Annotated in this window: 21 protein-coding genes, 1 tRNA gene, 1 pseudogene and 1 riboswitch; of the genes and pseudogenes, 11 read left to right on the top strand and 12 right to left on the bottom strand. The window is 40.2% G+C overall.

Going from position 1 to position 22,234, the window contains the following annotated elements:
* Nucleotides 1–126: 126 nt before the first annotated feature.
* The 3 genes from manA to manR form a co-directional block, all read right to left on the bottom strand.
* The gene (manA, locus tag AC07VD_RS07095) at nucleotides 127–1,074 is read right to left on the bottom strand and encodes a mannose-6-phosphate isomerase, class I (RefSeq protein WP_015383390.1); all 948 of its coding nucleotides are present in this window, start codon (nucleotides 1,072–1,074) and stop codon (nucleotides 127–129) included.
* A 14-nt stretch (nucleotides 1,075–1,088) separates the two neighbouring features.
* On the bottom strand, nucleotides 1,089–3,029 hold the full coding sequence (gene manP, locus AC07VD_RS07090) for a PTS mannose transporter subunit IIABC (RefSeq protein WP_124059737.1): 1,941 nt from the start codon (nucleotides 3,027–3,029) through the stop codon (nucleotides 1,089–1,091).
* A 147-nt stretch (nucleotides 3,030–3,176) separates the two neighbouring features.
* Nucleotides 3,177–5,123 (bottom strand): mannose transport/utilization transcriptional regulator ManR, encoded by a 1,947-nt coding sequence (gene manR / locus AC07VD_RS07085; protein ID WP_124059736.1) that lies wholly within the window; start codon nucleotides 5,121–5,123, stop codon nucleotides 3,177–3,179.
* A 567-nt stretch (nucleotides 5,124–5,690) separates the two neighbouring features.
* Between manR and AC07VD_RS07080 the strand changes: the two genes are divergently transcribed.
* Nucleotides 5,691–6,038: a BLB8/JUQZ-1 family protein gene (locus AC07VD_RS07080; protein WP_003232839.1), complete on the top strand. Its 348-nt coding sequence runs from the start codon at nucleotides 5,691–5,693 to the stop codon at nucleotides 6,036–6,038.
* Between the two features lie 149 nt (nucleotides 6,039–6,187).
* Here the strand turns inward: AC07VD_RS07080 and AC07VD_RS07075 are convergent, their stop codons facing one another.
* Nucleotides 6,188–6,943, bottom strand: a complete 756-nt coding sequence (locus AC07VD_RS07075) for an SDR family oxidoreductase (RefSeq protein ID WP_038828776.1) — start codon at nucleotides 6,941–6,943, stop codon at nucleotides 6,188–6,190.
* Between the two features lie 237 nt (nucleotides 6,944–7,180).
* The gene (locus AC07VD_RS07070) at nucleotides 7,181–7,498 is read right to left on the bottom strand and encodes a putative quinol monooxygenase (RefSeq protein WP_080010590.1); all 318 of its coding nucleotides are present in this window, start codon (nucleotides 7,496–7,498) and stop codon (nucleotides 7,181–7,183) included.
* A 439-nt stretch (nucleotides 7,499–7,937) separates the two neighbouring features.
* Between AC07VD_RS07070 and AC07VD_RS07065 the strand changes: the two are divergent.
* A pseudogene (locus AC07VD_RS07065) lies at nucleotides 7,938–8,231 on the top strand (contact-dependent growth inhibition system immunity protein); the annotation flags it as partial.
* Between the two features lie 905 nt (nucleotides 8,232–9,136).
* On the opposite strand, the gene AC07VD_RS07060 reads toward AC07VD_RS07065, so the two are convergent.
* Nucleotides 9,137–9,721 (bottom strand): hypothetical protein, encoded by a 585-nt coding sequence (locus AC07VD_RS07060; RefSeq protein ID WP_494721671.1) that lies wholly within the window; start codon nucleotides 9,719–9,721, stop codon nucleotides 9,137–9,139.
* Between the two features lie 180 nt (nucleotides 9,722–9,901).
* Nucleotides 9,902–10,789, bottom strand: coding sequence for a P63C domain-containing protein (locus AC07VD_RS07055; RefSeq protein ID WP_456528759.1), 888 nt, complete (start codon nucleotides 10,787–10,789; stop codon nucleotides 9,902–9,904).
* 422 nt (nucleotides 10,790–11,211) lie between these two features.
* On the opposite strand from AC07VD_RS07055, the gene AC07VD_RS07050 reads away from it, so the two are divergent.
* The 3 genes from AC07VD_RS07050 to AC07VD_RS07040 all read left to right on the top strand — a co-directional run bounded on the left by AC07VD_RS07050 (nucleotide 11,212) and on the right by AC07VD_RS07040 (nucleotide 13,381).
* Entirely contained in the window at nucleotides 11,212–11,280 is a 69-nt protein-coding gene (locus AC07VD_RS07050) for a hypothetical protein (RefSeq protein ID WP_456528911.1), read from the top strand.
* A 300-nt stretch (nucleotides 11,281–11,580) separates the two neighbouring features.
* Nucleotides 11,581–11,643: a hypothetical protein gene (locus AC07VD_RS07045; RefSeq protein ID WP_494721741.1), complete on the top strand. Its 63-nt coding sequence runs from the start codon at nucleotides 11,581–11,583 to the stop codon at nucleotides 11,641–11,643.
* Nucleotides 11,644–12,172: 529 nt separating this feature from the next.
* Nucleotides 12,173–13,381, top strand: a complete 1,209-nt coding sequence (locus AC07VD_RS07040) for a hypothetical protein (protein ID WP_494721670.1) — start codon at nucleotides 12,173–12,175, stop codon at nucleotides 13,379–13,381.
* Between the two features lie 182 nt (nucleotides 13,382–13,563).
* On the opposite strand, the gene AC07VD_RS07035 is transcribed toward AC07VD_RS07040, so the two are convergent.
* Nucleotides 13,564–14,115, bottom strand: a complete 552-nt coding sequence (locus AC07VD_RS07035) for a site-specific integrase (protein ID WP_456528756.1) — start codon at nucleotides 14,113–14,115, stop codon at nucleotides 13,564–13,566.
* A 217-nt stretch (nucleotides 14,116–14,332) separates the two neighbouring features.
* Here AC07VD_RS07035 and AC07VD_RS07030 point away from each other — a divergent pair, with 217 nt between their 5' ends.
* On the top strand, nucleotides 14,333–14,548 hold the full coding sequence (locus tag AC07VD_RS07030; RefSeq protein ID WP_456528755.1) for a helix-turn-helix domain-containing protein: 216 nt from the start codon (nucleotides 14,333–14,335) through the stop codon (nucleotides 14,546–14,548).
* A gap of 671 nt (nucleotides 14,549–15,219) precedes the next feature.
* Here the strand turns inward: AC07VD_RS07030 and AC07VD_RS07025 are convergent.
* Entirely contained in the window at nucleotides 15,220–15,528 is a 309-nt protein-coding gene (locus tag AC07VD_RS07025) for a phage integrase SAM-like domain-containing protein (protein WP_456528910.1), read from the bottom strand.
* A gap of 258 nt (nucleotides 15,529–15,786) precedes the next feature.
* Nucleotides 15,787–15,859 (bottom strand) — tRNA-Val (locus AC07VD_RS07020).
* A 172-nt stretch (nucleotides 15,860–16,031) separates the two neighbouring features.
* Here AC07VD_RS07020 and AC07VD_RS07015 point away from each other — a divergent pair.
* Together AC07VD_RS07015 and AC07VD_RS07010 are read left to right on the top strand one after the other, a co-directional pair.
* Nucleotides 16,032–17,222 carry a DUF819 family protein gene (locus AC07VD_RS07015; protein ID WP_494721669.1) on the top strand — a complete coding sequence of 397 codons (1,191 nt, stop codon included), beginning with the start codon at nucleotides 16,032–16,034 and terminating at the stop codon, nucleotides 17,220–17,222.
* Between the two features lie 69 nt (nucleotides 17,223–17,291).
* Entirely contained in the window at nucleotides 17,292–17,837 is a 546-nt protein-coding gene (locus AC07VD_RS07010; RefSeq protein ID WP_003232852.1) for a GNAT family N-acetyltransferase, read from the top strand.
* A 32-nt stretch (nucleotides 17,838–17,869) separates the two neighbouring features.
* Here the strand turns inward: AC07VD_RS07010 and metC are convergent, their stop codons facing one another.
* Nucleotides 17,870–19,042, bottom strand: coding sequence for a cystathionine beta-lyase (gene metC, locus AC07VD_RS07005; protein WP_021479530.1), 1,173 nt, complete (start codon nucleotides 19,040–19,042; stop codon nucleotides 17,870–17,872).
* Nucleotides 19,035–20,156, bottom strand: coding sequence for a cystathionine gamma-synthase/O-acetylhomoserine thiolyase (gene metI, locus AC07VD_RS07000; protein ID WP_494721740.1), 1,122 nt, complete (start codon nucleotides 20,154–20,156; stop codon nucleotides 19,035–19,037). Before metI ends, metC begins: the two co-directional genes overlap by 8 nt.
* Nucleotides 20,157–20,223: 67 nt before the next feature.
* Nucleotides 20,224–20,344, bottom strand: a riboswitch (SAM riboswitch).
* Nucleotides 20,345–20,511: 167 nt separating this feature from the next.
* Between metI and AC07VD_RS06995 the strand changes: the two genes are divergently transcribed.
* The 3 genes from AC07VD_RS06995 to AC07VD_RS06985 are packed head-to-tail and all read left to right on the top strand — an operon-like array spanning nucleotide 20,512 to nucleotide 22,212.
* A complete protein-coding gene (locus AC07VD_RS06995; RefSeq protein ID WP_086343711.1) occupies nucleotides 20,512–21,234 on the top strand; it encodes an esterase family protein in 723 nt (240 codons plus the stop codon).
* A 36-nt stretch (nucleotides 21,235–21,270) separates the two neighbouring features.
* Nucleotides 21,271–21,786, top strand: a complete 516-nt coding sequence (locus AC07VD_RS06990; RefSeq protein ID WP_003232861.1) for a YjcG family protein — start codon at nucleotides 21,271–21,273, stop codon at nucleotides 21,784–21,786.
* 3 nt (nucleotides 21,787–21,789) lie between these two features.
* Nucleotides 21,790–22,212 (top strand): GNAT family N-acetyltransferase, encoded by a 423-nt coding sequence (locus AC07VD_RS06985; protein ID WP_003245407.1) that lies wholly within the window; start codon nucleotides 21,790–21,792, stop codon nucleotides 22,210–22,212.
* Nucleotides 22,213–22,234 lie beyond the last annotated feature (22 nt).

Genomic DNA, 22,234 nt, shown 5'->3' with positions numbered 1-22,234 from the left:
ATTCTTTACCATATACAGAAAAGAGTGTAACATTTCTTCTCCAACTATTAAACTCTTATTTTAGTTAGATCATTGCTGGAGAATAGGAGTCTTCACTCGCAAATTTATTTCTCAAGCCCTGCCATGTTACAGATGGGAAACAATACATTCGGCATACCCTTCGAGTTTAAATTCTCCAAGACCGTGAGGCAGCAACATATGATCTCCTTTTTTGAAGGGATAGACATACTCACCAGAGATCATACGGCCCTCCCCTTCAATCACACTGATAAGAAGGAATGGTTTTTGCTGCTTTAAGCTTGCTGATCCTGATAAGTTCCATTTCCCCACCGAAAAGTAAGCGCATTCAACTAATGTCGTTGTAAGCAAATCCTCAATTTGTTCATGGTGAACTGTTTGCCGCTCTGGAATAGACGGGACCTCTATCACTTCGATACTCTTTTTCAGATGAAGCTCGCGCAGCTTGCCTTCTGCATCTTTTCGGTCATAATCATATAATCTGTAGGTTGTGTCTGAATTCTGCTGCGTCTCCAAAGCAAGAATTCCTTTTCCAATCGCATGAACAGTACCGCTTGGCACATAGAAAAAATCCCCCGGCTTTACCTTTACACGGCGCAAGAGCTCATCCCATTCTCCACGCTCTATCATGGTAGTTAGTTCTTCCTTTGTTGTTGCATTGTGGCCATAAATAATCTCGGCATCTTTTTGGCAATCAATAATGTACCAGCATTCTGTTTTTCCAAGCTCGCCGTTTTCATGTATGTTGGCATATTCATCATTCGGATGCACCTGAACAGATAAGTCCTGGTCAGCATCTAATATTTTTGTAAGCAGAGGGAAACGGTCCCCTTCAAGCTGTCCGAATAAATGTCTATGATGTTCCCATAATTCGCTGAGCGTGAACCCCTTATACATTCCGTTTTGAACAACGCTTTGACCATTTTGATGCGCGGCAAAAGCCCAGCACTCTCCTGTTCGTTGTGATGGAATGGTATAGCCAAAATCAGCTAAAGCGGTCCCGCCCCAAATTCTTTCTTTGAAAACAGGCTTGAAAAATAACGGTTCAGTCGTCATGAAAATCCCCCGCTTTATTCGATTTCTTCTAGCAGCTTGTAGGCTTCTTCTGTTGTTTGCACGGAGAGCAGCCGCTCCCTATAATTGTCATCCATTAGCTTTCGAGATAGCATCTGCAGTATTTTGAGATGCTGGTTTCCTCCGCTCTCTTTCGGTACAGCAATCATAAAGATTAATTTAGCTTCTGATCCATCCAGGCTATTCCAATCAACGCCTGATCGTTTGATCCCAAAGGCAACACTCGGCTCCCTGACCGCCTCAGACTTTCCGTGCGGAATCGCGATATTCATGCCAATCGCCGTTGTTCCCTGTTGTTCACGATTCAAAATGGCTTGTTTAAACCCGCTCTCTGAAAGCAGCGCACCTCTTCGGGACAATTTCTGAATCAATTCATCTATGATGTCATCCCTCGTTTCCCCCGATAAATTTGGTTCAATTAATTCCGGGCTGATAATGTCTGTCAGTTTTTTAAATTCCGACATCTCAGCTTTTTGGCTTTGGATTGGCTGCTTTATTTCATTTGCTGCCGCAGCTTCACTTGGTGCAGTTTCACTGAGCACAGGAGGCGCCGTAATATCCTTTTTTAGTACATTGACGAACAGAGCAGTGACAAGAGATCCTGCAATCACAGCAATAAAAAACATCAAGACATGATCAACTGCGCCAAGCACTGCAACGATAGGTCCGCCGTGCGCCACTCTGTCTCCCACATTGCCAATCATCGCTATCACAGAACCTGTCATTGAGCCTGCCATAATACTTGGAATGACGCGCAGAGGGTCCTGCGCCGCAAATGGAATCGCTCCTTCAGTAATGCCGAAGAGTCCCATCGTAAATGCCGCTTTCCCCATTTCTCTTTGAGATGCCTCGAATTTTCTTTTTCCTAAAAACGTCGCAATGCCAAGGCCAATCGGGGGGATACAAATGGCGACAGCAATTGGTCCCATAATTTCATAATTTCCTTCTCCAATCATTGCCGATCCAAACAGAAACGCCACCTTATTTACGGGACCGCCCATATCAAATGAGATCATCGCCCCTAAAATCAATGCCAGAAGGATCGAGCTCGACCCTTTCATCCCCGCCAGCCAAACTGTTAAAGAGGCGAAAATTTGAGCTACAGGCGCGCCGATCAAAAACACAAACGCTAAACCTACAATCAAAGATGCAAACACAGGAATAATAATAATCGGCATAATCGGCTGGATTGCTTTTGGAACTTTTAATTTTTTGATCCAAAGTGCCGCGTATCCGGCCAAAAACCCGGCAATAATCCCCCCGAGGAATCCGGCGCCGCTTGCGCTGTCATAAAAACTTCCAGTCGCCGCAATATAACCGCCGATCATCCCTGGCACAAGCCCCGGTTTATCAGCGATGCTATAGGCGATATAGCCGGCTAAAATCGGAATCATAAATGAAAATGAAGCACTGCCGATCTGTTCAATCGTTTTCCAGAAGGAATCATCCGGGATAACTAAGCCTTTAGGTGTTTTCTCCCCTCCAAGCGTTAATGCAACCGCTATCAATAATCCGCCGACAACAATGAAAGGAACCATAAATGAAACGCCGTTCATTAAATGACGGTAAATTGGATTTTGTTTCTTCTCCTGATGATTGACGGATTCCGATTTTAAAGCGGAACGATAGACCGGTATATCCCCGTTAAGAGCTTTTTGAATCAATTCTTCCGGTTTGCGGATGCCGTCCTGTACCCCTACAGACAGCAGTTTTTTGCCTATAAACCGGTCTTTGTTTACCGAGCGGTCTGCAGCAATAATGATTGCGTCCGCTTCGCGAATTTCCTCTTCGGTTAGCTTATTTTCGACACCAATTCCCCCCTGGGTCTCAACTTTGATGCTAACGCCCAGTCTGTCAGCAGCTTTTTGCAGATTTTCCGCTGCCATATACGTATGGGCGATTCCATTCGGACAAGATGTAATCGCTAACAGTTTCATAGGAAACCTCCTTAAAGTGTGAATAATAAGATCTTGTCTCAACTGTATACCGAAATCAGCTCAATAAAATCGCTTTTTTTACCATAGGTTCCGGTAATAAAGGCATTTTTCTCTATAACAAAAAAAAGCAAGGAATAATCCCTGCTTTTAATAATCCAAATGAGATAAAAATGTCATGACATTGGCTTCTTTCGTCAGCTTCTGGACGAAGGCCGGCTGCTCGCTAAGATATGAAAGCTCGCTAAACAGCTGCTTTGTCATGGTTTGATCCTCGTGTTTGACAGCCAGCATAAAAACGAGCGAAACTTTTTCATTTCCCCATTCAAGCGGCTCCTTTAATGTGGCAATCGCGATTGCTGATTGTTTAATAAATTTAGCGTTTGCATGTGGAATGGCAATGCCTGATCCAATATTTGTCGCCGACATTTTTTCCCTCATCACCGCATGAACCGCATAGTCCTTATCAACATAGCCTTTCTCAAACAAAGCTGTCGCCAGCTGTTCGATTAACTTGTAGCGATGCTCCGCCTCCTGCTGCAAAAAAACCAAAAAAGGAGTCGTATTGTTCAGCATTTGAAACGTTTTTTGTTTTTGGCGGTGTGATTCGCCCAGCTGACGTATAAACGCACTTAATTTCTTCTCTTCGCCAGGCTCTAAAAGCGGAGACACAACAATATGGGGAACCGTTATATTCTCCAGCGCAATGGTGGATATGACAAGATCAATATCCTCATGCTTTTTGATATAATCCTTTAAATCGGCCTTTGCAATACAGGCCATTACAGCGATTTGATGACATTTCCGTTCAATTTTTGTCCGCAGCAATTGTGACATCCCAATCCCCATGTGGCAGACGATAATCGCCTTTTTATGTGTCTCGCTGCTGCACTGCATCCGTTCGATCGCTGCCTGAAAATGCAATGTCAAATATGCTGCCTCTTCCTCAGGAATATGAAGATCAAAAGTTTGATTGATATCTTCCAAAACATCAATGATGAGGTGGAACAAATAAGGGTACATCTTTTTGATGTCATTGAGCATAGGATTTGCTACAGAAAGATCGTAGCTCAGCCGTTGTAGCACAGTATTGAGATGAATGTTCAAACCATTGATCAAATCCTGATCCTTATGAAAATCCATCATTTTCAGCTCTGAAACACGATTGATTAAATGCCCTACAACCTTAGGAAGCACAGCATTTTCAAAGTTCTCTTCTGTTTGCAATGGATAACGAACTTTACCGCCCAATATATGTAATGTTAAGTACACGGCTTCTTCTTCAGGAAAACGGATTGCAAAAACCGGTTCGAGCCGTTGTAAACAAGCAAATGTCCATTGATATTCTTTCTTCTTTTTTACTGCCGCCATTTCTTTTGGGGACAATGAAATCGGCTGCTTCATTTTGATGCGGCGGACCATTAACAATGTATGCAGCAGCAAACTTTCAAACGTTTCGTCTGTGAAATAGAGGGAATGCTTTTTTTGTAGTGATTTGATTTCTTTCGTCACAAAGTCTACTTCATAATGTAAAAACTTACTTTTAATAAATTGGCTGGTAAACGCTGTATTGTGGATCAAATCAGATATTCTTGCCAATGCCTTTCTTTTATTTCTTTCGTTCCCTTCAACCTTTAATCCAAGCCGCTGCCTAGAAACCAGTGTGAGATCAAAACGCTTCAGCCACTCTTCTACTGCGTATAAATCCTTTTTAATGGAAGATCGATTGACAAAATGCCGAGCGGCAATGTCTTTTGCGGAAACAGGCTTCGGATTCATTAATAAGTCATAAGCAATGTGCAGCATTCTTTCTTCATCGCTCCGCTGCCTAGAAGAAAAATGTTCAGTATGTAATTGTTGGCTTAGCCAGGTCCTTTCCTGTTCTTCTATATGTAAATAAACGCCCAACCCTGGTTTTCGAATAAGCTGTGCATGAGAATGCTCATTGAGATAATCCTCGATCACTTTCAAATCATTCCGGATTGTTTTTTCAGAACACTGTACCCTATCTGCGAAATCTTGCACAACTAAATAGTCATCAGGTTCAGATAACAACAGATACAAAATCTCTTTTTGTCTTGTATTTATGTATTCCATCTGTTTTTCTATCCTTCCTGTCAGTGTCTACTTGAGCAAATTGATAGTATAAGTATACTATATAAGAAACCGTTTACATTATAAAATAAAATCATAGAGACAAAAGTTTCGTTTTTTACCGAAGCTTCCGGAAAAAAGCGATTTTTATATTCTTTGAGTTTGCTATGTAATGTATTTTTTATCGTTATTCAGCAGAAATTCATAAAAATACTCCAATTCTTCAACTATTTAGAACGAAGATTTTCTAATGTATGAGTACGAAAGTAAGAACATGATGAAGAAAAGTGATTTGGCATCTTCGGGGATAAAGTGCAGATAACAAACAAAATTTCCACACGCTCAACAAACTAATAACCCCATCAAATGTGTTTTATTAACATTTTAAGGATGGCCATTCTCTCTCAGCCATTTTCAATGATAAATACAAGCTCTGTGCAGGGCACACAATAGTCTTAGCTCAAATCAATTGATCGTTCACACATTATTAACATTTATTTACAAGGAAAATAATTACTTTTATTGAATTGTTATAGTGCAAGACAAAAAACTTTAAAGGAGTGTTTCAAAATGAATTTCAAAAAAACTGTTGTTTCTGCTTTATCGATTTCTGCGTTAGCTCTGTCGGTCAGCGGGGTAGCTTCAGCTCATGAAATAAACTCCACACCTACTGAAGTAAAGAACATTTCTATTTCACCTACACATGTTATCAAGATTCAAGACTATAATTTACCTCTAAAAGTTGGAGAAACCTATTCTGTTAAAAATAATTCAGCTACTCGTTATTGGACTGATAACCAAAAAGTTGCTGAAGTCGATCAAAATGGTTTAGTGACGGCTAAATCAAAAGGGAAAGCCACGATTACTTTGTTTAAAGGTACTGCAGTATTCGGAAAAGTATATGTAACGGTTTATTAATCTCTTATCCGCCAGATTTTCTGGATGCAAAACATGCATGAATAAAATAAGGTCCCCCTCTAAAAAGAGAAGGGACCTTATTTTCGCTTCAAGTTTAGATTTAGTTTTGGGAATACATCATGCATTGGTGTATATTGTGTTTCATTAGCTTAGCCCCGAATAAATCCACCTTCTGAATGAATAATTTGTCCAGTTATCCATTCAGCCTCATCACTTGCAAGAAAAGCAATCATTCGTGCTGCATCATCTGGTGTGCCAATACGCCCCATTGGAAATTTAGGTGAAAGAAAATTCCTTATTTCATCTGTCATCCATGTAGAATCTGTTGGACCTGGGTTTACAGCGTTAACAGTGATGCCCAATGGTGCAAGTTCTTGTGATAACGACCTAGTAAAGGCAGAAATAGCTCCTTTAGTAGCTGCATACGCTAACTCCCCAGGCAAAGGACCTAAATCCTGCCCTGATGTCATATTGATGATTCTTCCTGATATTAAATTAGATTTTTTAAACCGACGGGCGAATTCAACACAAAGAAGAAAATTTGATCTCATATTAACCGCATAATGATCATCAAGTGATTTAGCATCTAACGATACATAATTATCACTTGCGGAATGAGCTGCATTATTAATAAGGATGGAAGGATATCCTAATTTATCTGAAATTTTTTCATGTATTGTGAATGCAGCATGTGCATCTGATAAATCAATTTTCATTGCCTCACAGCGGACACCCATATGTAAAATTTCTTGTTGAAATTCTTCTATCCAGGCCGCATCAGAATTCCAGTGAGTAAAGAAGATATGTATACCCTGTGAGGCTAATTTACGACAAATAGCCGTACCAATATCCCCTTGACTGCTTGCTCCTGTAATTAGTGCAATTTTTTCTTGAGAATGACTCATTATTTTAACCTCCAATTTATACGGAGTATCTCCATTATGATGGTAACAAGTTATCCAAAGAATATAATCCATTAAATCAAACAGAGCTGATTTTGAATACATTTCAAAATCAGCTCAAAAAAACATTTTCGTCTCAAAAAATATTAAATAGAAAAAAATAAGAGTTGGACAACAATTTACTACTTAATCACAAGTGGCTGATTCTAAGTCATTGAATGTCTCTTTTTAAAGAGCCTTTCAATCATTCACATTGCTTTTCATTAACCATTCTACTTCCGTTAATTCTTGTTTTTGAACGTCTATTGTGTGTTTTTTCGTGAAATGGATTTTCACAGCTTCTTCGTTTTCCCAAATCTCCCAAAGCATTATTTTACGTTCTGATGGCTCAAGCGGATAAGCATGGAATGTAATACAACCCTCTTCTTTGTTCGTTTCTTCCTCAAGTTTTTTGAATTCCTTCATTATCTCATTAAGGTCTTTATCACTGATGATTTTTAAACATGCCGTTATGTAATGCATCGAAATTCCCCCTCCTATCATTTTATGGCTTTTCATTATAACATTTTCTTGAAAAATAAAAACAACCCCGACATTAAGGCAGCGATTTAAGGGGTAATAGTAGAGTAATGAATGCGATTGACGGTACTATATTTGGTGTTAAAGACTTAGTCGTGGGGGTATGGGAATATTAACCGACGAAGAACTGATTCAAAGACTAGCTAAAAGCAAAATGAGTAACAAGAAGATTTCCAGTTCATCATCATTTAAAAATAAAGCACTACAGAAAGAGCTGTTAATAGTACTCTTAATTTACAGTTAGATAGAAAAATGGTTAAATTGTGATAAGAACAAGCCTTTATACTCCTATAAAGGAAATGAAGATTTAAGAAGAGAAATAGCCAAGGGAGAAGATACAATTACTGTTTTAACAATTGCTAAAATTTATTGAAAAGGTATCTTTATATTAACTGGCTAGCCAACGAGATGATATCATGATACAAACTTATCTGAACCTGTATTTCATTTTCTAGGAGGAATTTTCTATCAAGATATAGAAACTCTAGAGTCAGCACTGGACGAATACTTAGTAGAGATTCCAAAAGAAGAGCAAGAAACTGATATAGCTGCATTGAAAGATTTTATTAACAGTGATTATTCGGATGAAGAAAAGAATGATTTTATCGATGAAGTTGCTGACGGAGTGGACATTCTTAGTTACGGCGTATCTCCAATCATATGGCTCGAACAAGTTATTAAAAAAATCGAAAAGAATATTGAAACTTTATAATCCATTAAACCTAGCATAGAAACAGAGCTGATTTTGAATTCACTTCTTAATCAGCCAAAAAAATTTTCGTCCTTAATTCGTCCCCATGTAGACACAAAGCTAACAAATATAACTAAATAAAAAACCCTTGCTACGCAAGGGTTTAAGTTATGATTCCGACTGACCTCGAACCAGGGACCTCTCCCCCTGTCACAAGGTAGCGATTATATTCTAACATTAAGCTTATAAGCTGGCTTGCACATGCCCGCTTAACCCCGAGTAGATCTGCTACCACTATACACTTATGGTTTGCTGGATAAGGGAAACATCATTACATATACCATTAGACATATTACGGATTGCTTAATTTTTATATAACTGTTGGAAACGATTTTTCCTTTTGCGATAATAAAATAAGGGGTGAAATTAAATCAATGAATGGTATAGAATTTTAAGAGTCCGCGTCGCAACTGGGACAAATAATTTTATTGTTCTCCGGCTACGTCCTTTATTGGAGATTAGGCAAAACAAAAAGAGAACGAAGGCTTCAAAATATGAATCTTTACTTAGGTTCTATGTAATGTTCGGTATATTATAAGACTCCCTCCCACTTCCTGCCTTCTGCGGATAAGAGTTCTTTTATTTATACCTGCCATCGCTTTGACTTCCTATATGTATTCAACAATTAGGTTTCGTTCCATTTCTGCTGCAGCTATTAGTATAGTCAAGAAAAGTCGTTCTATTGTCTTGCTCCCAAATGGATCAATGTTCAGTACATGAATCCTCTATGCCTCCTTTTGTCTTACAAGCAAGACGGTTAAGCTTTGTCCCCCCTTCTCTACAGTGATGAGTTTAAAATAAATAGACTAAGTAAATAACCCAGTCTCTTTAAGGCACAACTCAAAAGTAAATTGACTTTAAATCATTCACAAATTCATGCTAAACATTGCATTAGCACGCTCTTTAAAAGAACTATCTCTTAATTTCTCCTCAACAAGCTTTGCGAGTTCATCCAATGATAGGTGAGCATATTCCTCTCTATCTACATCCATAAATTCCAAAAAAGTCTCTGGCATCAACCTATGCTGAAAGCGAAGTAACTGGGACAGAAATTTAATGGGTTCACCCTCACAATCCATATTGTAGAGCATATTTATCTCTTTTACTTCTTCTGGCTCATATTCTTCTCCTACCCGTTCAATTGCAGAAAGAATGTCATCTAGCAGTTCAACATTTTGTTTATTCAATTCAGGTTTAGCCCGATAGATTTGTGGCGTGTAACTCTGAAAATAAGCCGTTTTGATGTAGGCTTTCATCAACTCCATAAAATCTTCACAATCCATATTCTGCTTGTACATATTTTGAAAAGTGAACTCAATACAATAGCGAAGAATTTCAGAAGTGTTTAATTCCTTTTCTTCACTTTTGTAAACTTTTCTTCCAATTTCATTAATCATTTTTGCAATATCCTCTGAGGTTCTTAGACTTATTAATTTTGAACTATTTTCCATATGAGCCTCCATTTAAGGGTTTACGATGTAAAACGATGTAAAACGATGTAATACAATTTTATAACAAAATTATTATACAACAATCTTCACAATCTTATCCATACTTTTACTTTTTTGCATAAATAAATAGGATCAAATCCATCCGTCTAGTCCCAATAAGCATTCTATAATACTTCCACATCAATTCTTTAACTGACTTAACTCTTCTTCAAAGGCTCTTTCAAAATTTCTTTTGAATTGTTCAATATCATCGGATAACTTCATAACCCCAAGTAATTTTGAAATATGATTATCCAATTGAGGTAATCCGATATCAGTTGTCAAGTATTGAAAGTTCTTATTCCTTCTATAGCTTTTATTTCCATTTTTAACCACAGGGTTTCTTCTCTTAATTTCTTCCATAACCTCTTCAGGAAATAAATCATAAACATACTTATTTGTGAAATTACCGATATACTGAGGTCTCTTTGATGATTCAGGATTATAGTCCCATCCATACAGTCTATATATCTCTTTATAATATTGATTTGGAAAGCGTTTCTGCCATTTCATCAAATCCTTCGCAATATAAACCTCTAGGAGCCTTTGTAACTCCTGACTTTCTCTATCGTATTGATAACCAGTGGCTTCGTCAATTAAGGCAGTTATACCTACTTTCGCTAATGCTCTAATAAGCATCATTGCTCTGTCTGCCAATTTCTCTTGAGAAGAATGTAGTTCCCCACTTTCAGCTGCATCAATATAAAGTTCACAAATTACGGGAATAACCTCGGCATCATAACCTTTAGCTACCTTTCCATTTGTATGTTTGTAATAAATAACCTGCGCTTTCTCAATTAATTCATCAGTGACAAATGGTAACAGATTTTTGGCACCTACAATTGAAGGTAGTTGTTCAATTCTCTTTTCTCCCTTCCTAGGTCTATCAAAAGCATCAAATAAACCAGTCTGCGAAATTATCCTCTTACCATTCTCTAGCACTGCACAAGGGATTTTCTTATCTGCAACTTCCCAGTATCCCCTGTGAGTTGCTTCATAGACGGGAGCATCTATAATTTCTTGCTTCATTCGTTTCTCCTCCTTCTATTACTGTTAATTACGGTCGTATGAAAAATAATTGGTCATATGACCAATATATGTTAGTTCTTTAATCGAGTCAAGAAGTTTTCTCAAAATTTTTGAGTTTTCACCTCGTTGTATACCGTAAGCAATAAAATAACTTATGATTTATACAAAAAGGAATTGAGTAATTTTTACAGTTCCTTTTTTTTCCTTCTCACTCAACACTATTTGGTTTAATTCTTTACTTAATTAAGAACCAGAATGGTAAATGGAACTCATCACGAAGAACCCTGCATCCATTATCGAAAAAAACCTAAAGTGATTGCTAAGGAAACTGTTATTTGGAATTAACAATAAATTTCTTCATTTCTCAAAAATTCCAATTCGAGTCCTTATACACCGCTTTCCTCCTCGCAGTAACAACAGGTATGCGCCAGGGTGAAGTTTTAGGACTACGTTGGAGGGATGTAGACTTTGAAATGAATGTCCGTATATAAGGCAAACTCACACTCACGATGGAAAAGGATTCAAGGAAGATGCTAAGAGCAAGGCTGGTAATCGTTCTATTGGTTTAGATGCTGTCACACTCTCCGCTCTTAAGCAACAGAGGAAAGAGAATATCGCTAACAAACTGAAGTATGGAAATACTTATGTAGACTATGACCTTGTTGTTTGCACTTACAAGGGTAAACCTATCAATCTCAGAAATTTGCTGAGAACATTTGATAACATCATTATAAAAGCAAATCTCCCTAAAAATCCGATCCCATGATTTGCGACACATACATGGAAGCCTCATGCTTCAGCAAGGAGAAAACATCAAATTAATATCAGAGTGGTTAGGTCACAGTAGTGTATAAATCACTTTAGACACATACTCACATGTTTTTACCAAACATGCAAAAAGAAGCACCCAACCGTCTAACACAACAGCTTTTTAATAGCTAAGATATAGTATCTGTGACCAAACTTGTGACCAACAGGGCTAGTGGGGTTATTTGTAGATATATATAAAAGCCCTAAACCTTTATGTATCAAGGATTTACGGCTTCTCTCTTCGTATGATTACGACTGGGCTTGAACCAGCGACCTCTAGGGGATCTTTTAGAAAAGCAGGATCTTTCGCTCAGAGCTCTCGCTGATAAATGCGGAATTAGACATGCAGCGCGTTAAGTGAGTTAATAAACGGGAAGAGCAGAATATTAATTTCGGACATATTGAACGTATAGCAAATGCCTTAGACATTGAAGATATAAACGAGATTATAAGTCTGATTGAAGTGAAAAAGACCTCGAATAGTTAACTAATGATAATTTCAAATGTTAGATTTTTCAGAATATTGTAATCCTTCTAATTACTGTTATAATATTTGTAAGAAGGAGGAATTGTATGGAAAATCACTTGTACTATAGAACCATTAAAAATATCAACAACCCTGAAAACATAAAAATAGGTGAATTAAAACATCTTTTAAAAAAAGAAATATCAGATCTTGATAAAGAAATTCACGAGGCATTCCCTTTAGAAGTTTTAGGGGATGATGAAACTGTTTTAAAGGTTAATGGGGCAAATGCTCTGTTAAAATACTTTTCAATGGTTGATGCAAAAAAAATCGATTTAATTAGAACTTTAGAAAATATTGAATATATAGGGTTTGATGAACAAAATAAAAATATAATTCTAAACTTTAAGGAGCACTTTCCAAATAATAAAGAAGATAATTTAAAAGCGACAGGTGTATATGAATTTACAACAACCTTTTTGGATCAGTTATTTGAAATAAATAAATACATTAGATTTTGTTTAAAAAACGGATACAGAGATCCTATCAGAGAGAACTTAGAATACTTAATGGAGAAAAAACAAGATGTAGAAAAACAATATAGACTTATTGAAAAAAATAATAAATGGTATATTAGAAGCTTAACATCTACACGTTATAATAACTATGATAACCATATTGCCATTTATTTAGTCTTATGGGCTTTTCACCGCTATGCAGTGAATGGGGGAGACCCGTATACTTTCACAGAAGGTTACCTAAGCGATTCAGAAATCAGATTATATTTTGAAACAGCAAAAACTATTAAAATTGAAGGTTTTGGCGAATTGCATTTTGGAGCATTGATTTCTAATAGCGAAATTGGTGAAAAGAAATTTTCTCTTGAGTTAAGCTATAGAATTACAGATTTTGAAAAAAAATATTATTTTAATGCCTTACCTTCTTTAAAAGATTCCATTTTTCAAATACAACATGGCGCAAAAATAAGTACATTAACGAAGAGACTTGAGTCTTTAAATAGCATCGAAAATACTCATAAAGATATGATAAAGTTTATTAGGAATATTGGAGAAATAAAAAAATTATCTGCTGACTCTCTATATTTGCTATACAAAAAAATGACAAATAACACGAGACAACTGAGTACTTCAACAAAAAACAATTTTAAAGAATTGTATAATGAAAATATAATTAATAATACTATGACTATTATTGAGGTTTTTGATCGTACTAAAGAAATAACAACAGATATAGATGAACGAATTCAAATCGAGAGGATTTACCATGAGGTTTTGAAAGAAATAACGGAACGATAAGTATCAAATTTTCTAGCATCTTAAAAGACGCAGACGAATAATTAGCGTCTTTTTTTATTTCTTCCGTTTAGCCAAAGTGAATTTTTGATATACGGATTTAAAAACCTCCAGACGCCGAGGCTTTTTCGTTTCCGGCCCCCCGCCCCCATTTCGCGCAAATAAAAAGCCGGCCATTTGACCGACTATAACGAGAAGTCTTCTAATGTCGCTTGCACTTCAACGCCCGTTATGCCTATGTACTTCAGCGTTATTGATGGCGCAGAGTGATTGAATAGAGTCTGAAGTGTTGCGACATCTTTGTTGCGCTTGTAACGGTGGTAGCCAAACGTTTTCCGCATCGTGTGCGTACCAACATCATCCCGACCGAGCATGTCCGCAGCCTTCGTGAGTACGCGATATGCTTGCGTTGTTGATATATAGGCTCTCCCCTTGCGGCTTAGGAATAGGTACTCTGCGTCATCCATTCCGTATGTATATTCGTTTATCTCATCCTGTAACGCTTTGTTTAAGTAGAAGCGCTTTACCTTCCCCGTCTTTTTCTCACGTGTTATAACGTGTTGTTTACCGCGAACATCCCCGACTTTCAATGGAACAATATCGCTAACCCTTAGTCCAGTGTTAATACCGAATACAAAGAGGAATCTATCGCGTTCTGTTCCGAACCGTCTCAGCGCCCATTTCATATCATTTATTTCGTCTATAGTGCGAAGTGGCTGCACGTTCTTTTCATCCATTTCAACGCCTCCAATGTACGAAAATATCTAAAATCATACATTCGTGAATATTTTACATCCGTAAAATCAAAGGCGCGATTCGCTTAGGCTTACGTTACTATTACGTTGCTTTACGTAAAGTTTTGTAAAGCGTTTGGAGGGTCGCGCGCGAGTAGGCAGTAGGCGAAAGCTGACATTCCGCATAGTTTTTCCGTTATAATTAACGCGAGGTGACTGCATGAAATTAAACCGTCTCAATACCGTAATGAAGGCGAAGGGATGGACACAGGTAAGGCTTTCGGAAGCATCGGGCGTTCCGCAAGGTTCGATATCGCGGTTCGATAAGAACAGTCGCCACGAAGATTCGCACGTTTTCTCGATAGCGAAGGCGCTCGAAGTAGAGGTGGAGGAACTATTCGAAATTAAGGAAGCCGCGGAAGAGGACGCTGAATAATCGGCGTCTTTTTTACCATACCGAATTCCAGATCAGTTTAAAAAAACATAGAACGAGGAGAACAATGACTAATATTAAGAAGAATAAAAATACAGTGAAATATTATTTCATTATAGAAGCAGCAAACACCTATACTCAGGTAAAAGAAGACAGATAAAACGAGGTGGTTTTAGTACCAAAAAGAAGCTAAAGAATCTATAGCAAAAATCATCTCCAAACTAGAACAAGAAAAATATATAAAGCACACTCCCATTAAAGCATTATTCGCATAGTATATCGAGCATTGGTTCGAGGCTAAGCGGGTCAGTCTGCGCCCTAGTACAATCGTAAAACTATCGGCAGCAGATCGATTACAATACCCTTCCGTATTTAGGACATTTAAATTGCGGATATAACCGAAGAAGTTTTGCAGGCGTTTGTTAATCAGCTACATAATGAGCACAATCTTGCCGGCAAAACCATCCGAGCTACTTTCGGAATAGTGGGCGAGGTGCTAAAGAAATCTTCGCGCAAAGGTGCGTTTGATCTCGAAATACTTCGCGAAATAAGCTTGCCAACGGAAAATAAGCGCGTAGAAGTATGGTCAGCCGGCGACATTAAAACTTTTCTTGATGCTCGCGCACGTATTCTTAATTTAACGCGACACTTTATCGAAATGGAAATATCGGTTCTTACCGGTTATTGTCAATAAGCCCTTCGCTCTTCTCTAAGGTGTTATACATCACTCGCAACGTTTTTAAGCGCGTATTTATCGTGCTATCTGATAGACCTCGCTTCTTTTCCTCATCTGATATATAAACGTTCCCCTTAAATTGCACCGAATCATTGCGCATATAGTTTATGTAGTGTCGTATTGTATCTCGGTCAATAACCGTAGGAGAACGAGGTATATCGAATTCGTCAAGAAACGTAGTAAAAGATTTATAATTATCGCGATACTGTTGTAACGTTCCTTTCGCTTTCCCTTCGGCTGTTTTTATCGTGATGAACGACTGAAATAATCCGTCTAAGTACCGAGATCACGAAGTTAACGCCTGCGTGTTCGTTTAATCGGTTACCCTTACGAATATTATCCATAAAAAAAGAACGCCCCCTATTCCGGTTTAATAGAGTAAGAAACGTTCAAACACGGTAACGGCCCACCGCAACCCTGCGCCTTAATACGACTAAGTCAACGCAAACAAAAAACGGTAGGAATGCCGTTATATCAACGTTTTCCTACCGTTTCGAATCGTGTATGATTCCGACTGGGCTCGAACCAGCGACCTCTACCCTGTCAAGGTAGCGCTCTCCCAGCTGAGCTACGGAATCATGATATGTATGTGTTGCTGGGTATGTTGTTGTCTTTCTGACAAGTTCTATTATATAACCTTCCCTTATATTCGTCAACTGCTTTTTTAGAAAAACTTTTTTTGGACTTGCTGTTCCGTTCCCCGGCTATTATAATATGTCTTAATTTTCTAACAATAGAGGTGATGGGGTTTTGCATTCTTTGATTTCTTCTGATGATGCATGGGTATTGTGGGGGTTTATTGCGGTGTGGGCGGCAGTGAGCATCGGGCTGGAGCAGCGCTTTAAGTGGGCGTCCGCTGTGTCGGGTGCTATTATCGCGCTGGCAGGTGCTATGGTGTTTACAAATGTAGGAGTGCTTCCTGTTGAGTCGCCTGTGTATGATACTGTGTGGTCTTATGTGGTGCCGCTGGCGATACCACTTTTATTGTTTCAGATCAATGTTCGGCAAATTTTTAAGGAAAGCAGGCGTTTGCTGTTTATTTTTCTGATTAGCTCCGCTGGCACTGTCCTTGGGAGCATTCTAGCTTTTTTTCTTCTCAAACAGCATATTCCTTATCTCGATAAAATCGGTGGGATGATCAGCGCCTCTTATATCGGCGGCGGGGTCAACTTTGCGGCGATGGCGGGAAAATTTGAGACGCCTGGTGAATATGTGTCGGCTACCGTTGTGGCTGATAATTTTATGATGGCGCTTTTGTTTTTTATTTTAATCAGCATTCCTGCACTTAAATGGTTTCAGCGGCATTATGCCATGCCGTTTGAAGAGAAGGTAAAAGCCGATGAAAACAGCGGAAACAGTGCTGAAAGCTATTGGAAACGGAAGGATATTTCCTTAAAGGATATCGCTTTTAATGCCGGTGCCGCTTTCGCACTTGTTGCGGTTAGTATGAAGGTTTCCGGTTATTTTAAAAGCATTTTTTCTCATCCCCTGCTGACCGGTACGCTTGGCGACCAGTACCTGGTGCTTACATCTTTAACTGTTCTTATCATTTTTCTTTTCCCGCGTTTTTTTGAAAGGCTCAATGGATCTCAGGAACTTGGAACCTTTTTGATTTATTTATTTTTTGTGGTGATCGGCATTCCTGCAGATCTCCGCTTAATCGTCACGAATGCGCCTCTTATTCTATTATTCGTGTTTATCATTGCGATTAGCAATTTAGCGGTTTCCTTAGCTGCCGGAAAATTGTTCCGTGTGCGGCTTGAAGAAATTCTGCTCGCCGTCAACGCTACTGTCGGGGGACCGACGACTGCGGCTGCGATGGCAATTGCCAAGGGATGGAGGGAGCTTGTCGCCCCGATCATGCTTGTCGGTACGCTCGGCTACTTAATCGGCAACTATGTTGGCACTTTTATGGGAAATTGGTTTTCTTCCTTCTTATAAAAAGGATATTTGCATTTCCCTGAGAATAATGTAAGAGGAATGCTGACTTGAGAACGGAGAGATCACTGTATGTTAAAAGGAAAAACCATTTATGTTAGACCTTTAGAAGTAACGGATGCCGAAGAAAATTTACGGCTGCAAAGCGAAAATCGGGATTTTTTCGAACAGTTTTCTATGATACGCGCAGACGATTACTATACGGTTGAGGGGCAAAGAAAACGAATAACCGAGTATCAGGAAAGACTTGAGAAAGATGAAGAATATCATTTTGGCATCTTTACAGCGTCAGACGATAGATTAATCGGGACGGTTTCGCTCTTTCAAATCATCCGTGGCGCGCTGCAAACTGCGTTCATCGGGTATTTTTTAGACAAAGCCCATAATGGAAAGGGCATTATGACAGAGGCAGTCAGATTGGTTGTTGATTATGCGTTCCACGAATTGAAACTGCATCGGATTGAAGCCGGTGTGATGCCCCGTAATCTCGGGTCCATGCGTGTTTTAGAAAAAGCGGGATTTCATAAAGAAGGCATCGCCCGAAAAAATGTAAAAATTAATGGCGTTTGGGAGGATCATCAAGTCCTCGCGATTCTGAATCCTGATGACGAACAATAATAAAAGAAGCCGGGCCATCCCCGGCTTCTTTTTTAACGAACCGCAACTGGAGCAATTTCTTTCAGCGCTTGTTCGAAATCGTGTTCTAAATCGTCTGCATGTTCGACGCCCACACTCAGACGGAGCAGGCCATCAGTGATACCGCGTTTTTCACGCTCTTCCTTAGGCATTGCCGCGTGAGACATCGTTGCCGGATAGGACAAAATCGATTCCACGGCGCCAAGGCTGACAGCGAAGACTGGAAGTGACACATTCTCGACTAACTTCTTAACGGCCTCTTTGCTTTCAAGCTCAAAAGATAGCACGGCGCCCGCTCCCGTTGACTGGCTTTTATGGGTTTCAGCGCCGGGATGATCAGCCAGTCCCGGATAATACACGCGCTTGACCGCCGGGTGCTTCTGGAAAAATTCCGCAAGCCGCTGCGCTGTTTGGCTCGCTTTTTCTAAACGGACCTGCAACGTTTTTAAGCCGCGCAGCACGAGCCAGCAATCTTGCACGCCAAGGACGGCGCCGAACGCGTTTTGCAGCTTATACAGCTGCTTCCCAAGCTCTTCATCCTTGACAGCAGCTAAACCTGAGAGCACATCGCTGTGTCCGCTTAAGAATTTTGTCGCGCTGTGAAGTACAATATCCACGCCGAGATCAAGCGGACGCTGCAGTGCCGGTGTCATGAATGTATTGTCCAGAAAGGTCAGGCAGCCGTTTTCTTTTGCAAGCTGAACAACTGCTTTAATATCCGTAATCCCAAGTGTCGGATTTGATGGCGTCTCCATATAAATGACCTTTGTGTTCGGCTTGATGCTCCGCGCCACTTCATTACGATCCGTCATGTCGACAAACGTATGCTCAATGCCAAACCGGGTCAGCACCTCTGTCACCATACGGAAGGTTCCGCCGTATACATCTTCTGTCACAAGAACGTGATCACCCTGTGACAGCAGTAAAAATGCTGTTGAGATGGCAGCCATGCCTGAACTGAAAGCAAATCCTCTTGTTCCGCCTTCCAGTGCGGCAATTGTTTCTTCAAGAGCTGTTCTTGTCGGCGTGCCAGAGCGGCTGTAATCATATGCCCCGAACTCTTCAAATGAAGATTGGTGAAAAGTCGAGGCGTGCTGAATCGGTACACTGACCGCCCCGGTTCCGCCGTCTGTTTTAAATGGATTGTGCACGAGCTGGGTTTCCAGCGTCCAATTATGTTTACTCAAATGAAACAGCTCCCTCTTTGACCTGACATAATGCCTGTTTTAGATCCTCTTTTAAATCTTCCGCATGTTCAATTCCGACAGAAAAGCGCAGCAACCGATTGCACACCCCGTTTGCGATGCGGATCTCTTCAGGAATATCCATGTGCGTCTGGGTCGCAGGGTATGTAATAAAGCTTTCCACCCCGCCGAGACTTTCTGCAAAACAAATGGTCTTCAGTGCTTTTAAAAACGGATTGACCCATTCTTCTTTTTGCAGACGGAAGGACAGCATGCCGCCTTTTCCGGGATACAGCACATCCGAAATTTCTTCCTGCTCTTCTAAAAACGCCGCAAGCTCCTGCGCGTTTGCCTGATGCTGGCGCATTCTGAGGCTCAGCGTCTTCATTCCTCTCATCAGAAGCCACGAATCAAATGGCGGCAGGACGGCGCCAATCGCATTTTGATGCTGAAACATTTCCTCTCCGAGCTGCTCATCCTTCACCACGACAAGTCCAGCAAGCAAATCGTTATGCCCGCCTAAATACTTGGTTGCGCTGTGAATGACAATGTCAGCTCCCAGCTCAAGCGGCCGCTGCAAGACCGGTGTATAAAATGTATTATCTACGATCAGCAGAAGACCGTGCTCCTTTGTAATCCGGGCAATATGTTCAATGTCCGCCTCCTGCATGAGGGGGTTTGTCGGCGTTTCCACAAACACCGCTTTTGTATTCGGCGTAATCTTAGAGCGTAAACAGTCCTCATCGCTGAAATCATCATAATGAAAAGTCAATCCGTATTTTTTCCATTCATTTTCAAATAAACGGTACGTGCCGCCATATAGGTCCGATGAAACGATCAATTCATCTCCGCTTTTAAACAGCGCCATAATCGTTTGGATAGCAGCCATTCCCGAACTAAAGGCAAGCCCTCTCGCGCCGTTTTCTAAGTTAGCGATGGCGTTTTCAACAAGCTGGCGTGTCGGATTTTTTGTGCGGACATAATCAAATCCGGTAGATTCTCCGATCCCTCTGTGGCGGTATGCTGTTGATAAATAAATTGGAGCACTCACTGTTCCCGTGACTTCATCGCTACGGTTCCCAATTTGGGCTAATTTCGTTTCAACGTGCTGTGACATATAGCTGACACCTTCCCTTTTCAAAATAAAAACCCCTTCTTCATAAGAAGAAGGGGTTTAACGCTTCTTCTTATCTTCCAAGCATAAAAAACGCTTGCTGGATTTAGCACCTTGGCGCTTTGCACATGCAAAACAAGCCGGTTGCTGAGGTTTCTAAGGGCCAGTCCCTCCACCTCTCACGATAAGAAATATCGATTTCAATTTTCTGATTGTTTTATATTAGCGCAATTCACAGTTTATTTCAACACTTTTTTCTTCGTGTTCCGAACCGTTTAAAGAGAGAAATTTCTAATAATTCATGGTACAATAATTGAAAATGCAAGAAAGTATAGTGATGTCCTGGAGGAATGTTTTTATGGCACCGAAAAACGGCACAGTGCAAGAAAAGAAATTCTTTTCAAAAGAGCTTAACGAGGAAATGACCTTACTTGTTTATCTGCCGTCCAACTACTCCCCGCTTTATAAATACCATGTCATTATCGCACAGGACGGCCACGATTATTTCAGGCTGGGGAGAATCGGCAGACAGGTTGAGGAATTGCTGTCGAAACACGAAATAGACCGGTGCATTATTATCGGTGTTCCCTATAAGGATGTAAAAGAGCGCAGAAACACCTATCATCCGGAGGGTTCAAAATTTTCGGCGTATAAACGGTTCATCGCCCATGAGCTCGTTCCTTTTGCAGATGATGAGTATCCAACCTATCAGATCGGTTACGGCCGAACCCTGATCGGTGATTCGCTCGGAGCGACCGTATCACTTATGACAGCGCTTGATTATCCGAATATGTTTGGCAACATCATCATGCAGTCTCCCTATGTTGACAAACATATACTAGAAGCCGTGAATCAGTCAGATGATATCAAACACCTCTCTATTTATCACCAAATTGGAACAAAAGAAACTGACGTCCACACGACAGACGGGAACATTCTGGACTTTACAGAACCGAACCAGGAGCTGAAACAGCTGCTGGAGAAGAAGCTTTCCGATTATTATTTTGAGCCATTTGACGGAGACCACAAATGGACATACTGGCAGCCGCTCATCACCCCGGCGCTGAAAAAAATGCTTTAACACTCTATCATACTTTATTTCCAGGAGGGACATAATATGAAATACGGAATCGTTTTATTTCCATCAAAAAAGCTCCAAGACCTTGCAAACTCTTACAGAAAGCGCTATGACCCAAGCTACTCTCTGATCCCGCCTCATTTGACGCTGAGAGCATCCTTTGAATGCGCGGAGGAGAAAGCGGATCAGCTCGTATCACATTTAAGAAACATCGCAAAAGAGTCCCACCCACTCGTTCTCAAAATGACAAAATACAGCTCATTTGCGCCTGTCAATAATGTCATTTACATCAAAGCAGAACCGACGGAAGAGTTAAAAACACTCAATGAAAAGCTATACACCGGTGTGTTGGCAGGAGAACAGGAATATAATTTCGTTCCGCATGTGACGGTCGGCCAAAACCTTTCCGACGATGAGCATTCAGATGTGCTGGGACAATTAAAAATGCAGGAAGTGTCGCATGAAGAAATCGTTGACCGTTTCCACTTGCTTTACCAGCTGGAAAACGGATCGTGGACAGTATATGAAACCTTCTTGCTAGGCAGAGGAGAATAATGTTTGAAAGCAGTTATCGCAAAAAATGAAGAACAACTGAAAGATGCATTCTATGTAAGAGAAGAAGTCTTTGTCAAAGAACAAAACGTGCCTGCTGAAGAAGAAATTGACGAACTTGAAAATGAGTCAGAGCATATCGTCGTGTATGACGGTGAAAAGCCTGTCGGTGCCGGAAGATGGCGCATGAAGGACGGCTACGGCAAGTTAGAGCGCATTTGCGTACTGAAAAGCCACCGCTCAGCCGGTGTCGGCGGCATCATTATGAAAGCGCTCGAAAAAGCCGCGGCAGACGGAGGCGCTTCCGGTTTCATTTTAAACGCGCAAACACAGGCTGTGCCGTTTTACAAGAAACACGGGTATCGCGTGCTTTCTGAAAAAGAATTCCTCGATGCCGGCATTCCGCACTTACAAATGATGAAGGACTGAACGCATCCGGATCTTTTGAGAT

It is taken from the genome of Bacillus sp. GW821-FHT01G09 (assembly GCF_059422205.1).
Note: the sequence above shows the minus strand (reverse complement) of the source record. Positions and strands in the feature narration are given on the sequence as shown.

Bases quoted from the DNA above. Each gene is read 5' to 3' on its own strand.
- manR (WP_124059736.1), bottom strand. From the start codon at position 5,123: ATGGAATACATAAATACAAGACAAAAAGAGATTTTGTATCTGTTGTTA.
- AC07VD_RS07030 (WP_456528755.1), top strand. From the start codon at position 14,333: ATGAAATTAAACCGTCTCAATACCGTAATGAAGGCGAAGGGATGGACA.
- AC07VD_RS07010 (WP_003232852.1), top strand. From the start codon at position 17,292: ATGTTAAAAGGAAAAACCATTTATGTTAGACCTTTAGAAGTAACGGAT.
- AC07VD_RS07080 (WP_003232839.1), top strand. From the start codon at position 5,691: ATGAATTTCAAAAAAACTGTTGTTTCTGCTTTATCGATTTCTGCGTTA.
- AC07VD_RS06990 (WP_003232861.1), top strand. From the start codon at position 21,271: ATGAAATACGGAATCGTTTTATTTCCATCAAAAAAGCTCCAAGACCTT.
- AC07VD_RS07040 (WP_494721670.1), top strand. From the start codon at position 12,173: ATGGAAAATCACTTGTACTATAGAACCATTAAAAATATCAACAACCCT.
- AC07VD_RS07035 (WP_456528756.1), bottom strand. From the start codon at position 14,115: ATGGATGAAAAGAACGTGCAGCCACTTCGCACTATAGACGAAATAAAT.
- AC07VD_RS07060 (WP_494721671.1), bottom strand. From the start codon at position 9,721: ATGGAAAATAGTTCAAAATTAATAAGTCTAAGAACCTCAGAGGATATT.
- AC07VD_RS07075 (WP_038828776.1), bottom strand. From the start codon at position 6,943: ATGAGTCATTCTCAAGAAAAAATTGCACTAATTACAGGAGCAAGCAGT.
- manA (WP_015383390.1), bottom strand. From the start codon at position 1,074: ATGACGACTGAACCGTTATTTTTCAAGCCTGTTTTCAAAGAAAGAATT.
- manP (WP_124059737.1), bottom strand. From the start codon at position 3,029: ATGAAACTGTTAGCGATTACATCTTGTCCGAATGGAATCGCCCATACG.
- metI (WP_494721740.1), bottom strand. From the start codon at position 20,156: ATGTCACAGCACGTTGAAACGAAATTAGCCCAAATTGGGAACCGTAGC.
- AC07VD_RS07055 (WP_456528759.1), bottom strand. From the start codon at position 10,789: ATGAAGCAAGAAATTATAGATGCTCCCGTCTATGAAGCAACTCACAGG.
- AC07VD_RS07070 (WP_080010590.1), bottom strand. From the start codon at position 7,498: ATGAAAAGCCATAAAATGATAGGAGGGGGAATTTCGATGCATTACATA.
- AC07VD_RS06995 (WP_086343711.1), top strand. From the start codon at position 20,512: ATGGCACCGAAAAACGGCACAGTGCAAGAAAAGAAATTCTTTTCAAAA.